Genomic DNA, 13232 nt, shown 5'->3' on the forward strand with positions numbered 1-13232 from the left:
GCCGAGCCTAGCCCGAATTACGGACAAGCCCGACTTACGCCATGATTTCGCCGCTACCGCGTCCGTGTCCGCCACCACGACCGTGCTCGCCACCGCCGCGGCCCCCTTGGCCCTTCCCGGGGCCGCCCACCCGGGCGCGGTCGGCGGCCTCGGTGCCGTGGTTCCAGCCGTCCAGGTCGGTGGCGCCCCGGACCCGGGTGGTGGTGGTCCGGGGGAACATCCGCTCGGTGGCCTCGGTGACGGCGACGTCCCGGGCGGCGAGGACGGGGAGCAGGCCGGTGGGGGCGGCGGCACCGCCCGGGCCGGCCCCGGCGGCCGTGTCCGCGTCCGCCTCCGCCGTGGCCCGTTCGGCGCTGTCCGCGAGCCGGGAGCCCAGCCGCTGGGCGTACGCCATCAGGAACGACTGCCGGAAGGTCTTGGTCCGCTTACGGCCGGAGGCGCGCTGGCCGGCCTCCGCCCGGGTCATCGCCGCCGTGCCCTGCACCAGCAGCGAGGTGAACAGCAGCTCCACGGCCTCCAGGTCCGGCTCGAAGCCGACGACCGTGCTGAAGCCGAGGTCGCCGTTCCACACGGCCTGGCAGCGGTTGGCGGAGGCGACTGCGTCGAGCAGGATCGCCTTCGCGCTCTCGTACGGGGGCTCCACCCCGATCCGGCAGGCTCCGGGGCTCCCGTCGCTCCGGCTGCGGGCGGCTATCAGCGCCTCGTCGATGCTGTGCCGGGCCATCAGCTCCTGCGCCTTGGCCGTCAGCGCCTCGGCCTCCTCGGGGAAGCCGGTCGCCTCCGCCTTGGCCAGCAGCGCCCGGATCCGGGTGAGCATGCGCGGCTCGTCGGCGGCGGGCGTCCGATGGAGGTGGCCGGTGGCGGTGCCGGGGGCCGGGCCGACGGGCTCGATCGCGGGGAGCCGGAGCAGCAGCCGGAACAGCTCCAGCAGGTCGGAGGCGTAACCGAACCGGTCCGGTTTGTTGCGCGGTGCGGGCGGCAGTCCCGACAGCTCGTCGAGCTGGGCCCGCCAGCGGGGCGGCAGCTCTCCGTACCGGGCCGTCTCGGCGGTGATCAGCGTGGCCGCCAGCACCGCCCGCCGCTCGTCCAGCTCCAGCCGGACGAACCGGATCAGGTCGGCGGGGAGCCAGCCCCTCCCCCAGGCCCGGGTCACGAACTCCTCGCCGCGCCGGTGCAGCGCGTCGTCCGCGTCCGGGGCGGCCGCGAGCAGGGAGGCCCCGGTGTCCAGGGCCGCGTCACCCTCCGCGTACAGCGCCGCCGCGCAGGCCTGGTCGATCACCGATTCCATCCGCCCAGGGTAGGCCGCCCGCCGCAGCGGATCCGGGCGCGGGCGGCGGGGATGCCGCCTGCGCCGGGGGTGAGGGGGGAGGAAGGGCGGCGGGTCGGAGGAGCGGCCGATCCGGAGGTGGCGGGTCCGGGGCCCGGGGGGCTGGGCGGAGGGGCGGCGAGTCCCGGGGGGGCGGGGGATGCGGAGGCGGCGGGTCCGAGCGTGGCGAGTCCGAGGGCAGCGGGTGCCAGGGCAGCGGGCCCGGAGGGCAGCAGGTCCCGGGGGGGCGGGCTGTGGCCGGGATCCGGGCTGTGGCCGGGATCCGGGCTGTGGCCGGGATCCGGGCTGTGGCCGGGATCCGGGCTGTGGCCGGGATCCGGGCTGTGGCCGGGATCCGGGCTGTGGCCGGGATCCGGGCTGTGGCCGGGATCCGGGCTGTGGCCGGGATCCGGGCTGTGGCCGGGATCCGGGCTGTGGCCGGGGATCCGGGCTGTGGCCGGGGATCCGGGCTGTGGCCGGGGATCCGGGCTGTGGCCGGGATCCGGGCTGTGGCCGGGGATCCCGGGCGTTGTCAGTGCTGGGTGCCAGACTCACCGTATGACCGAACGGTGGGCGGTGGCGGCCGCGGACGGGGGCGGGGACGGCGCGCTGCTCGTGCCGCTCGCCGCGGACGGCACACCCGCCGGTCCCGTGCTGGCCGAGCCCGATCTCGTCGCGTCCGTCCGCTCCCGGCCCGGGGTGGGGCGGTGGGTCTGGCGGTCCACCGAGGGGATCTACCCCCGGCTGCTCGCCGCCGGGGTCCGCGTCGAGCGGTGCTACGACATCGAGTGCGCCGAACTGCTGCTGCTCGGGCACGCGGGGCGGCTGGGCGAGCCCCGGTCCGCGGCCGCCGCGCTGGCCCGGCTGGAGAACGCGCCCGTGCCGCCGGACCCGCCCGCCCGCTCCGCCGAACCCGGTGCGCAGTCCTCCCTCTTCGAGCCGTCCTCCGGCCCCGGTGTCCCCTTCGCGGGGCTGCTGCGGGTCTACGCGGACCAGGTGCGCCGCCACGACACCGCCGAGCACCCGGACCGGATGCGGCTGCTGACCGCGTCGGAGTCGGCGGGGATGCTGGTCGCGGCGGAGATGCGCCGGGCGGGGCTGCCCTGGCGGGCCGACGTCCACCGGGAGGTGCTGCACGGGCTGCTGGGCGAGCGGTACGCGGGCGGGGGCGAGCCCCGGAGGCTGGCGGAGCTGGCGGACGAGGTGTCGGCGGCCTTCGGCCGGAGGGTCCGGCCCGATCTGCCGGCCGATGTGGTGAAGGCGTTCGCGCGGGCGGGGATCGCGGTGAAGTCGACCCGGCGGTGGGAGCTGGAGGGGCTGGACCACCCGGCGGTCGAGCCGCTGATCGCGTACAAGAAGCTGTACCGGATCTGGACGGCCCACGGCTGGAGCTGGCTCCAGGACTGGGTGCGCGAGGGCCGCTTCCGCCCCGAGTACCAGCCGGGCGGCACGGTCAGCGGCCGCTGGACGACCAACGGCGGCGGGGCCCTCCAGATCCCCAAGGTCATCCGGCAGGCCGTCGTCGCCGACGAGGGGTGGCGGCTGGTCGTCGCCGACGCCGACCAGCTGGAGCCGCGGGTGCTGGCCGCGATCTCGCGCGACCGGGGTCTGATGGAGGTGGCCGGTCATGACGGCGACCTCTACAAGGCGCTCTCCGACCGGGCGTTCCACGGTGACCGCGAACACGCCAAGCTGGCGCTGCTCGGCGCGGTCTACGGCCAGACGTCCGGGGACGGGCTGAAGAACCTGGCCGCCCTGCGCCGCCGCTTCCCGCTCGCCGTCGCCTACGTGGACGACGCGGCCCGGGCGGGCGAGGAGGGGCGGACGGTGCGGACCTGGCTGGGCCGCACCAGCCCGCCGGTCGCCCTGGCGGGCCAGGACGAGGAGGCGGGCATCCCCCAGGAGGGCGGCGAACCCTCCTCCGACGGCGGCCTGGCCCGGGCCCGGGGCCGCTTCACCCGCAACTTCGTGGTCCAGGGCAGCGCCGCCGACTGGGCCCTTCTCCTGCTGGCCGGGCTGCGCCGCACCCTCCATGAGCAGGGGCTCCGCGCCGAGCTGGTCTTCTTCCAGCACGACGAGGTGATCGTGCACTGCCCGGCCGGGGAGAGCGCCGCCGTGACCGAGGCCATCCGGGCCGCCGGCGAGCAGGCCGGACGGATCGCCTTCGGGGAGACCCCGGTGCGGTTCCCCTTCACCACGGCGGTGGCGGAGCGGTACTCCGACGCGAAGTGACGCGCGGCCGGGACGGCGCGCATGCGGAAGCGCCCCGTTCACGCGCCGGACGGCGTGAACGGGGCGCGGGGCGGTGGTGCGCGTCCGCTGCTGCCGTCGCTACCCGCGTTCCCACAGCGCGGGGACGTTCGGCGGCTCCCAGCCCGTCATGGCCTGGTGTGCCTGCCGGCAGCGGTAGGCGACCCCGCCGTAGGTGACGCGGTCTCCCGCGCGGTAGGAAGTCCCGGGCGCCCAGGTGCCGCCCGGCGGATCGGTCGGGCCGGGCGTCTGGGCGACGTCCAGCACGAAGTCGAAGGTGCCCTGGCGCCCGTTGCCGGCGCTGCGGACGTTCATCAGCAGCCTCGGGTCGAACAGGGCGTCGGTGTTGTTCCGCGGCTCACCCGGGAAGTACAGCTGCGTGGTGAGGACGCGGCCCCCGGGGGCCTGCGCCTTCACATGGATGTGCCGCGTACGGCCCGGGTAGAGCCCCGGCACGACGGTGGTGAGGCTGAACGAGCCGTCGGCACCGGTGAACTGGTGCCCCCGGAAGGCGTACTGCGCCATGTCGTACGAGCCGTTGGTGTCGGCCTGCCAGAAGTCGAGCAGCGCCCCGGAGACCGGTCGGCAGGACCGGCCGAAGACGTAACCGCTCACGGTGAGCGGTACGCCCGGGGTGCCCGATGTCACCAGGCTGGTGCGCCGCGGGGAGTTGGGCTTGAAGTACGGGCCCTCCATCTGCGGCGGGGTCGGGTCGTCGCCGTCGTCGCACTGCGGGGTGGGGTCCAGCAGGACGTCCCCTCCCGACGACGCGGTGTCCCGGGCGAGCGCGACACCTCCTCCGGCGAGCAGAGGAGCCGCGCCCGCGACCATCGCGGCCTTCAGGAGACCTTTGCGGCTGATGCGCCGCCGGCCGGCGGACGTCTCGTCGGTGCCGGAGGCGTCCGGCTCGTGGGGGGTTGCGTTGTCCATTTGTGGGGTCATGACAGTTTCCTCGGAGTCCTCGGTGCGGGGAGCGGAGAGGTTCAGGAGGTTCGGTGACGCCGGATGTCGCTGGAAGTAGTGCCCCGGACCCGGCCCCGGCTCGGCCCCGGCCCCGGCTCGGGCGGCGGTGGGTTGCGCCGCCGCCCGAGATCCGGAACGGAAGTCGGGAGCCAGGAGCCGGAGTTCGGGAGTCAGGAGTCGGAGGCCGGGAGTCGGAGGCCGGGAATCTGGAGCCAGGAACCGGGATCCGGAGTCCGGGCAGGGCAGGCCGTCAGACGCGCTGCCAGAGGGCCGGGACCACGTCCGGGGTCCAGCCGGGCTGGGCGGTGTGCGCCTGGAGGCAGCGGAAGGTGGAGCCGCCGTACGTCACCGTGGAGCCGACGGCGTAGGAGGTGCCGGCCGCCCAGGTGCCGCCCGGCTGCTCGGTGGGCGGCTGGGTGGTGGGCGTGTTGGTCGGGGTCGGCTGGCCGCCGCCGCTGGTGACGAGCGTCAGCCCGTACGCCTGCAGGGCCGGGAGGAGTGGCTGGAAGTACGTCGTACCGCCGGAGCGGCAGTTGCCGGAGCCGCCGGAGGTGACACCCTGCGCCTGGCTGCCGGAGATGTACGCGCCGCCGGAGTCGCCCGGCTCGGCGCAGACGCTGGTGCGGGTCACGCCGGAGATGGTGCCCTCCGGGTAGGTGACGCTGGTGTTGAGCTGCTGGATCGTGCCGCAGTGCCAGCCGGTGGTGGAGCCGGAGCGGCAGACCGAGGCGCCGACGACGGACGGGGTGGAGCCGGCGACGGTCACGTCGCCGCGGCCGTAGCCGTTGACCAGGGGCTTGGGCACCCAGTTGGCGTTGGTGGCGACCCAGGCGTAGTCACGGCCCGGGAAGGTCGAGCCCTGGAAGCTGCCCTGGGCCTGCTGGTTGACGCCGGTGGTGGTGGTGCCCACCCGGCCGCAGTGGCCGGCGGTGACGAACCCGTTCTGGGTGCCGCGCGTCACGGAGAAGCCGACGGAACAGCGGCCTCCGCCGCCCATGTAGTACGCGTCGCCGCCCCGGATGTCCGCGAGGGCGCGGGGCTGCTCGGTGGTGCGGGCGACGGTGACCACCTGGTCGCTGACGCCCGCGGCCTTCGCGAACGCCTCGCCGGCCCGGACGTCCGTGGCGTTGACGACGACCCGGTTGGCCTCGACGTCGACGTACCAGACGGGCACGTTCTTCGGGGCCTTGCTCCGCGCCGCCTTGTCGAGGGCGTCCTTGGCCGCTTCGAGGCGGTCCAGGCTGTGGCCGACGACCTCCGCCTTCGCGCCCGCCTCCGTGATGAGCGCGGCCGCGGAGGCGTCGGTGGTGGAGACGGTGAGGTCCGCCTTGTCCCCGCTGACCCGGGCCCCGGCGTAGCTGGCGCCGAGGGACTTCTCCAGGCCGGTGGCGACGGCGGCGGCCCGGTACTCGCCGGCTATCCGGGTCCTGGCCTCGTTCTCGTCGAGCCCGAGGTCGCGTTCCATGGCGGCGAGCAGTCCGGGCGAGAGGCTGTCGGCGGAGACGGCCGGGGCGGCGGAGTCCGCGGGGCCGGCGGACGCCACTCCGGTCAGTCCCGCGAGGGCGAGCGCGCCCACGGCCACCGTGGCGGTAGCGGTGGCGAGCACGCGTCTGCGGAGCTTGGTGTTCTCCACGTAACTCTCCTTGTTTCAGGGGGGTGTCCGGTCCGGCAGGGGGTTGGTCCGGACCAGGGAATTGCCGACACCGTAGCGGCGCGCGGACCGGGCACAGGAGATCCCGTTCACCCCCTCCTCCGGCGTTATGGGGCCCTTCCGGAGCGGCATACTCCCGGGTCGCGGCCCCGGGCCCCGGGGCCGGTGTCTCCCCTTCACCGGTACGCCCGGGTAGGTTCGGCCCCATGCACACAGGGCAACTTCTGGGCTCGGGGCGCACCGCCGACGTGTACGAACTCGACGGCTCCTGGGTCCTTCGCCGCTACCGCGACCGCTCCTGCACCACGGAGGAGCTGGCCGTGATGTCGTACGTCCGTGCCTTCGGGTATCCGGTGCCGCGCATCGGACCGCCCGCCGACGGGGCCCGCCCCACCGATCTGGTGCTCCAGCGGCTCTCCGGCCCGACCATGTCCGAGGCGCTGCTCGCGGGGAACCTGGGCGCCGCCGAGGGGGGCGCGCTGCTCGCCCGGCTGCTGCGCGAACTGCACGCGATCCCGCCCCGCGTCTCGGCCGACCCGGGTGACTGCATCCTCCACCTCGACCTGCACCCGGCGAACGTGATGCTGACGGAGCGGGGTCCGGTGGTGATCGACTGGTCCACCGCCACCGAGGGCCGGCCCGGCTTCGACCGGGCCATGTCGGCGCTGACCCTGGCCCGGGTGGCGCTCGACCCTGAGTTCCCGGCGCCGGAGGCTCAGGCCCGTACGCTGCTGGCCTCCCTGCTGGCGGAGCTGGCCGACGACGGGGGCGCCGACCCCGCCGACCTGGCCCGCGCCCGCGCGAACCAGCAGGAGAACCCGTTCCTGACGGCCCCCGAACGCGACTGCCTGGACGCGGCGGTGGAGCTGGTGCTGAGCTGCGCTCCGTAACCATCCGAGCCCGCGCGAACCATGATTGACGCAGCGTCAGCCAATCTGCGCCAGGGTACCTTCCGCCCAGCGCCACGCCACTCCTAGCCCTGCACCGCCCCACCTTCCGCCCTGCGCCACGCCACTCCTAGCCCTGCACCGACCCGCCTTCCGTCCTGCGCCGCTCCTGGCCCTGCGCCGCGCTGCTCTCAGCCCTGCGCCGCGCCGCCCTTGGCCCTGCCCGGAGGCTCGCCCGCCTCGCGCGCTTGACAGCCATTCCCTCAGAACACCATGATTCCATTAATTGACTAATGGAATCGAGGCGAGGCGCGTGGCAGACACGAGCACTTCGAACGGGACCACGGGCGGCTGGGCACTGGAGGCCCGCGGGCTGGGCAAGCGCTACCTCGGCGGCGGCTGGGCGCTGCGCGACTGCTCCTTCCGGATCCCGGCCGGGCGCATCTGCGGACTGGTCGGCCCGAACGGGGCCGGGAAGAGCACCCTGCTCGGACTGGCGACCCGTCAGGTCCGGCCGACCACGGGCGGGTTGAGCATCTTCGGGACGCCCGTGGACGACCCCTCCGTGATGCCGAGGTTCGCCTTCCTCGGTCAGGAGAAGCCGCTGTTCAAGCGGTTCACGGTCGGCGACACGCTGCGGATGGGCGCCGAACTCAACCCCGGCTGGGACGCCTTGGCGGCCGAGCGGATCGTCCGCTCCGGCAACATCGCGATGCACACGCGGATCGGGGCGCTCTCCGGCGGCCAGCGCACCCGCGTGGCCTTCGCGCTCGCCTTCGGCAAGCGCCCCGGCCTGCTGCTCCTCGACGAGCCGATGGCGGACCTCGACCCGCTGGCTCGCGACGAGATGAGCACGCTGCTGATGGCGGAGGCCGTCGAGCGCGGCACCACCGTGGTGATGTCCTCGCATCTGCTCACCGAGCTGGAGGACATGTGCGACTACCTGCTGGTGGTCGCGGAGGGCCGGATCCGGATGGCCGGTGACGCCGACGCGCTCGTCCCCGCCCACACCCTGGTGACGGGCGTGGTCCGGGACGGCCGCCTGCCCGCCGAACTCGACGGGCACACCGTGGTCGAAACCCGCGTCCAGGGACGGCAGTTCCGCGCGATGATCCGCCCGAAGGGACCGCTGCCCGCCGACTGGGAGAGCGTCGAGCCCTCCCTGGAGGAGGTCCTGCTCGCCCATCTCCGATCCCCGGGCGCGCCCTCGCTCTACACCCAGGGCGCCCGCGTCGAAGCCGAAGGGAACCAGGCCGCATGAGCGCCCCCGCCTCCACCCCCGCCCGCACCGAGGACCACGCCGGACTCCGCCCCCGGCGTCGCCTGTTGCGCGGCCTTCCCTGGCTCGTGCTGCGCCAGCACCGCATCGCCCTGGCCTACGTCCTCGGGCTCTCCGTGCTCGGCACGCTCGCGATCGTCTACCAGCGCCACGAGATGGCCGGGGCGCTGGACGCGGCCGGCTGGCCGGGGAAGGAGGTCCGGTACGCGGTCGAGGACACCCGGGGGTACGGCTACATCGTCACCCTCCTCGGCGGCATCCCGCTGATCCTCGCCTTCTTCGTCGGCGCCCCGCTGATCTCGGCCGACCAGGAGAACGGCACCGCGCAGCTGGTCACCACCCAGTCCGTGACCCGCCGCCAGTGGATCATCGCCAAACTGGGCTTCGCCTACGGCCTCGCCCTGGTCTGCGGGGTGATGCTCTCGGCCGCGTTCACCTGGTGGTGGGAGCCGCACCGCGCCTTCTTCTCCACCCGGTGGATCGAGGGCACGGTCTTCGACAGCACCGGCCCGGTCCTGCCCGCGCTCCTCCTCTTCACGACGGCCCTCGGCGTCACCGTCGGCGTCGTGGTGCGCCGCCTGCTGCCCGCCATGGTGGTGACGTTCCTCTTCACCGTCGTCACCCAGTTCGTCTGGGACGAGCTGCGGGTCAAGCTCGGCTCCACCCGGATGTTCACCTACCCGCTGGACACCGAACTCCCCTCCCGCTTCGACGAGTCGTACGAGGTGGACCGCTGGGTCGGCAACGCGAAGGGGGACCTCTTCGGCTGGGGCACCTGCGCCGAGGCCACCGACGAGGCCCAGAACGCGTGCATCGCGAAGCACGGGATCGTCAACAACGTCATCGAGTACCTCGACTACGACCAGATGGCGGCGATGCAGTGGACCGCGGCCGGCATCCTGCTCGCCGGTACGGCGCTCCTCACGGGGTTCGTCCTGTGGCGGGTCTCGGCCCGCCCGCTGTAGGGGCGGTGCGCACCGTCTACGTAAAGTGTCGGCAAACGAGCGGAAGGTGAAGTCCGTGGTCGTGTTCCGCATCGACCGGCGCAGCGGAGTGGCGACGTACCTCCAGATCGTCCGCCAGGTCGAACAGGCGCTGCGCATGGGGGCCCTGGAGGAGGGCGACCGGCTGCCCACCGCAGCCCAGGTCGCCGCGGACACCAAGGTCAACCCGAACACCACCCTGAAGGCCTACCGCGAGCTGGAGCGGGCGGGCCTGGCCGAGGTCCGCCAGGGCGCGGGCACGTTCATCACCCGCTCCCTGGCCCGCCCCCAGTCCGCCCCGGACTCGCCGCTCCGCGCGTCCCTGGCCGAGTGGATGGACCGGGCCAGGGCGGAAGGGCTCTCCGGCCAGGACGTCTCGGACCTGTTCCACTCGGCGTTCGGGGCGGCGTATCCGGGCGAGGCGCTCGGGACCGGGTACGGGGGCGGCCAGGAGAGCTGACCTCCCGCGACCGGGTACGCGGGCGGCCAGGAGGGCTGACCTGCCGCCGCCGGGTACGCGGGCAGCCAGGAAGGCTGACCTCCCGCGACCGGGTACGCGGGCAGCCAGGAAGGCTGACCTCCCGCCGCCGAGTACAGGGGCGGCCAGGAGAGCTGACCTCCCGCTTCCCCGGCGCTCCCCATCTCCCGAGGCTCCCCTCCCCCGTTACCCCTATCTCTCGAGCTCCCCCTCCCCGACGCTCGGCGCTCCCTCCGGCGCTTGCCGGACCGGCCTTCCGCGGCCGGCCGGTCAGGCCCGGTTGCGGCGGTGGCCGCCACCGTGGGCAGGCGGCAGGAGCTGGGGCGTGGACAGGAGCCGGGACGGGGCAGGGGCGACGGCAGGAGCTGGACGGGGACAGGAGTGGGGGCAGAGGCAGGGACGACAGCGCGCGCCCCGGCCCCCGCCCCCTCCTCACGCCTCGTCGCGCAACTGCGCCGCCAGGGAGGCCAGCGGCTCGCGCTCGTCGGTGTGGCCGAGGGCCGCCAGCCGGTCCACCGCCGCGTCGAGACGGGTGAGCGCGGCGGCGGGCCGCTCCAGGTAGACCCCCTCCACGATGCCCGCGAGCCGGACGCACTCCGCCCACTCCCCGGCGCCGCCCGTCTCCGGCCCCGGCTCCCCGACGAGGGCGAGGGCCTTCTCCAGGGCGGCGAGGGCGTCGTCGTACTGCCCGACATAGGCGTTGACCCGCCCGTGCTCATAGGCCAGGGCGCTCTCCAGGGACCGCCCCACGGGCTCGAACCCGGCCGCACGGGCCTCGTCGGCGATCCGCTCCGCCGTGGTGAGATGGGCGAGGGCGCCGTCCAGCCCGTCGGGCCCCTGCTGCTGGGCCCGGAGGCGGGCGAGTTCGCGCAGGCAGTTGCTGAGCTGCTCGTAGCGCGGGGCCAGCGCGTGGGCGGCGAGCGCCCGGCCGGCCGCCTCACCGGCCCGCTCGAACTCACCGGACTCCGCCAGCAGCATCGCCGTCTCGGCGGCGATCATGGCGTGGCTGCCCGGGTCGTCCTCCCAGCCGGCCGACTCGGCGGCGAGGGTGACGAACTCCGCCGTGGCGGCCTTGAGATCCTCCCCCGCGTGCAGCGCGCGGGCCCGGACCAGCCGCAGCTGGGCCACCAGCCGGTCGTCCACCTTCCCCGCCACCACGTCCGGTTCGGTCAGCAGCGAGTCGAGCAGCGCGATGCAGTCCTCGATCCGGCCCAGGTCGAGGCAGAGCTGGGCCGCGTTGCTGTACGCGCAGAACGCGTCCGTCCGCTTCTCCGCCCGCAGCTCCGCCTCGGCCGACCGGGTCAGCTGGGTCAGCGCCTCGTCGGGGCGGCCGAGGTGCATGCAGGCCTCGGCGAGATCGCCGTGCAGCCGGCCGGTGTCGACCGCTTCGGCGGGCCAGGCGGCGGCCTGCCGCAGCCCCTCGGTCAGATCCGCGTACGCGGCCGACGCGTCCCGCAGCCCGAGCTGGAGCCGCCCGCGCAGACCGAGGACGCGCGGCAGATGCCAGGCGGGGCCGTGTTCCGTCAGCCGCTCGCGGAGGGCGTCGGCCTCGGTGACGGCGGCCGGGAGGTCGCCGGAGAGCGCGTACGTACCGGCGCGCAGCAGCTTCGCGCCGGAGACCTGCCCGTCGATGGAGTGCCGGAGGGCGAAGGACTCCAGCAGCTCGACCTCGGCCAGCACCGGGGCGACATGCTCCTGGTCCCCCGACGCCTGGAGGCGCAGCCCGAGCGCGGAGGCCCGCAGCCGCAGCAGCCGCCCCTCGATGTACGGAGCGAGACCGGGCGTCTCCTCGTGCAGCCGGACCAGGCCCGCGTGGGCCCCGGTCAGAGCGTCGGCCATCGCCTTCCCCGCCCCGCCTTCCGACCCGCCTTCCGAGGGAGTCCCGGCGGGGATCTCGGCGGCGGCGAGCAGCCCGCAGGCGCGGGCGAGCACCGCGTCACCCGGCGCACCGGCCTCGTCGTACAGCCCGGCGGCCTCCTCCTGGAGCTCGACGGAGACGGCGAACTCGTCCCGCTCCGCCGCCCGGTTGGCCTCGTCCGAGAGCAGGTCCGCGCGGAGCCGGACGTACGGGCCGACGGCCGGGTCGTCCGGGTGGGTGTAGCCGGGGGCGGCGACGAGGGTGCGCAGCCGGGCCCAGCAGGCCCGCGCGTCCGGGTGCCCCAGCTCGTCCAGTTCCCGTGCGCGCAGGATGAGTTCGGGCACGGACTCCGGAAGGGCCTCGGCGGTCCGGGGGGCGGTGGGCGCGGGCGCCGTCCCGGAGCCGGTGGCCACGTCCGTACGGGAGGCGCCCTCGGCCAGGTCGTCCAGGCCGCGGCTGCGCAGGGTCAGCTCCAGCGCGTCCAGGAGCGGGGCCCGGTCGAGCCGTTCCCGGCGGTGGTCGGAGTGGAGGGTGGTGCCGTTACGGGTGTCGAAGCGGGCGGCGAGGCCCTCCCCCCGCTCCCGTACCTCGGCGCGCAGCGAGGCCACGGTCCAGGCGCGCCCGGCGTACCCGGCGACGGGCAGCTCACCGTGGCCGAGGCCCTCGACCCGGCTCAGCAGCACCTCGACGCCGGTCAGGAAGTGGAGCAGGTCGAGCGGGGAGTCCACCTCGTCGAACAGGTTCCGGTTCTCCGCGAGGAGTTCGACGCCCCGGCCCTCGTTGCCGGTCAGCGCGCAGAACTCCAGGTGGCGGCCGACCTCACCGGCCATCCCCGCGTTGCGGCGGCAGGCGCGGTACCCGGCGAGGTGCAGCTCGCGCGCCCGGTCGGCGCGGCCGGTGCGCACCAGGGGGAGCAGCGCGTACGAGACGGAGCGGGCGGGCTCCTCCTGGCAGGACTCCTTGCCCGCCAGGACGGGCGCCCAGATCTCCAGCGCGCGTTCGTCGTCGCCCGCGTCGGCCCGGTGGAGGGCGCGCTCGCGGATCTCGCAGGCCTCGCAGTCGCTGAGCGGGGTGCGGCGGCGGGCCGCCCACAGCTCGTAGGCGAGGGTGGTGTCCTCGCCCACGTGGGCGGCGAGCTGGTAGGCCTGCCCGTAGTACGGCTGAAGGCCGAGCCCGGCCTTCTCGTACCGGTCGCGCATCTCCCCCAGCCACTGGCGCAGGCTGGTCAGCGGTATCTCGGGCAGCGCGATCAGGGCGTTGGCCACCCACTTGAACCGCCAGAACAGCTGGTGGCGCAGGCGCTCGTCGAAGGCGTCGGGCTGCTCGTCGAAGAGGGTGAGCAGCCGGGCGAAGACGACGGGCGACTTCCGGGGGTCGGAGCCGTAGGTGTACGCCTCCTGGAGTTCGAGGAGGGCGTGGATGAGCGGTACGGGCTCGTCGAACCGCTCGGCGGCGTCGACGAGTTCCTCCGCGGTGACGGTCCTGGTCCGGCCGTAGGGGCGCCGGTGGTTCTCCTGGAGGGCGTGGAGCAGCTCGTCGGTGCTCTGGGGGTGGGGTGCGTCGGTCGGCATCGTCGG

9 protein-coding genes are annotated in these 13232 nt (G+C 74.8%); 5 read left to right on the forward strand and 4 right to left on the reverse strand.

Features of this window, described 5'->3' with window-relative positions; translation table 11 throughout:
- Positions 1-34 precede the first annotated feature (34 nt).
- A complete protein-coding gene (locus ACQ9ZG_RS14335; RefSeq protein ID WP_499280623.1) occupies positions 35-1288 on the reverse strand; it encodes a DUF2786 domain-containing protein in 1254 nt (417 codons plus the stop codon).
- Positions 1289-1864: 576 nt separating this feature from the next.
- Between ACQ9ZG_RS14335 and ACQ9ZG_RS14340 the strand changes: the two genes are divergently transcribed.
- Positions 1865-3538: a bifunctional 3'-5' exonuclease/DNA polymerase gene (locus ACQ9ZG_RS14340; protein WP_499280625.1), complete on the forward strand. Its 1674-nt coding sequence runs from the start codon at positions 1865-1867 to the stop codon at positions 3536-3538.
- A gap of 99 nt (positions 3539-3637) precedes the next feature.
- On the opposite strand, the gene ACQ9ZG_RS14345 is transcribed toward ACQ9ZG_RS14340, so the two are convergent.
- Both ACQ9ZG_RS14345 and ACQ9ZG_RS14350 read right to left on the reverse strand, forming a co-directional pair.
- Complete coding sequence (locus tag ACQ9ZG_RS14345; RefSeq protein ID WP_109915184.1) at positions 3638-4486, reverse strand: dioxygenase family protein; 849 nt, start codon at positions 4484-4486, stop codon at positions 3638-3640.
- 283 nt (positions 4487-4769) lie between these two features.
- Positions 4770-6152: a carbohydrate-binding protein gene (locus ACQ9ZG_RS14350; protein WP_028416094.1), complete on the reverse strand. Its 1383-nt coding sequence runs from the start codon at positions 6150-6152 to the stop codon at positions 4770-4772.
- Between the two features lie 224 nt (positions 6153-6376).
- Here ACQ9ZG_RS14350 and ACQ9ZG_RS14355 point away from each other — a divergent pair, with 224 nt between their 5' ends.
- From ACQ9ZG_RS14355 to ACQ9ZG_RS14370, 4 genes are all read left to right on the forward strand, one after another.
- Complete coding sequence (locus tag ACQ9ZG_RS14355; protein ID WP_028416093.1) at positions 6377-7060, forward strand: phosphotransferase; 684 nt, start codon at positions 6377-6379, stop codon at positions 7058-7060.
- A gap of 310 nt (positions 7061-7370) precedes the next feature.
- Positions 7371-8318: an ABC transporter ATP-binding protein gene (locus ACQ9ZG_RS14360; protein ID WP_109915185.1), complete on the forward strand. Its 948-nt coding sequence runs from the start codon at positions 7371-7373 to the stop codon at positions 8316-8318.
- Positions 8315-9301: an ABC-2 membrane transporter-related protein gene (locus ACQ9ZG_RS14365; RefSeq protein WP_109915186.1), complete on the forward strand. Its 987-nt coding sequence runs from the start codon at positions 8315-8317 to the stop codon at positions 9299-9301. Before ACQ9ZG_RS14360 ends, ACQ9ZG_RS14365 begins: the two co-directional genes overlap by 4 nt.
- A gap of 46 nt (positions 9302-9347) precedes the next feature.
- Positions 9348-9779 (forward strand): GntR family transcriptional regulator, encoded by a 432-nt coding sequence (locus ACQ9ZG_RS14370; RefSeq protein WP_109915187.1) that lies wholly within the window; start codon positions 9348-9350, stop codon positions 9777-9779.
- Positions 9780-10229: 450 nt separating this feature from the next.
- Here the strand turns inward: ACQ9ZG_RS14370 and ACQ9ZG_RS14375 are convergent, their stop codons facing one another.
- Complete coding sequence (locus ACQ9ZG_RS14375) at positions 10230-13226, reverse strand: hypothetical protein (RefSeq protein WP_499280626.1); 2997 nt, start codon at positions 13224-13226, stop codon at positions 10230-10232.
- Positions 13227-13232: the final 6 nt, after the last annotated feature.

This window comes from Streptomyces araujoniae (assembly GCF_050871195.1).
GTDB classification, from domain to species: Bacteria; Actinomycetota; Actinomycetes; order Streptomycetales; family Streptomycetaceae; genus Streptomyces; species Streptomyces bacillaris.

Bases quoted from the DNA above. Each gene is read 5' to 3' on its own strand.
- ACQ9ZG_RS14355 (WP_028416093.1), top strand. From the start codon at position 6,377: ATGCACACAGGGCAACTTCTGGGCTCGGGGCGCACCGCCGACGTGTAC.
- ACQ9ZG_RS14345 (WP_109915184.1), bottom strand. From the start codon at position 4,486: ATGGACAACGCAACCCCCCACGAGCCGGACGCCTCCGGCACCGACGAG.
- ACQ9ZG_RS14375 (WP_499280626.1), bottom strand. From the start codon at position 13,226: ATGCCGACCGACGCACCCCACCCCCAGAGCACCGACGAGCTGCTCCAC.
- ACQ9ZG_RS14335 (WP_499280623.1), bottom strand. From the start codon at position 1,288: ATGGAATCGGTGATCGACCAGGCCTGCGCGGCGGCGCTGTACGCGGAG.
- ACQ9ZG_RS14340 (WP_499280625.1), top strand. From the start codon at position 1,865: ATGACCGAACGGTGGGCGGTGGCGGCCGCGGACGGGGGCGGGGACGGC.
- ACQ9ZG_RS14365 (WP_109915186.1), top strand. From the start codon at position 8,315: ATGAGCGCCCCCGCCTCCACCCCCGCCCGCACCGAGGACCACGCCGGA.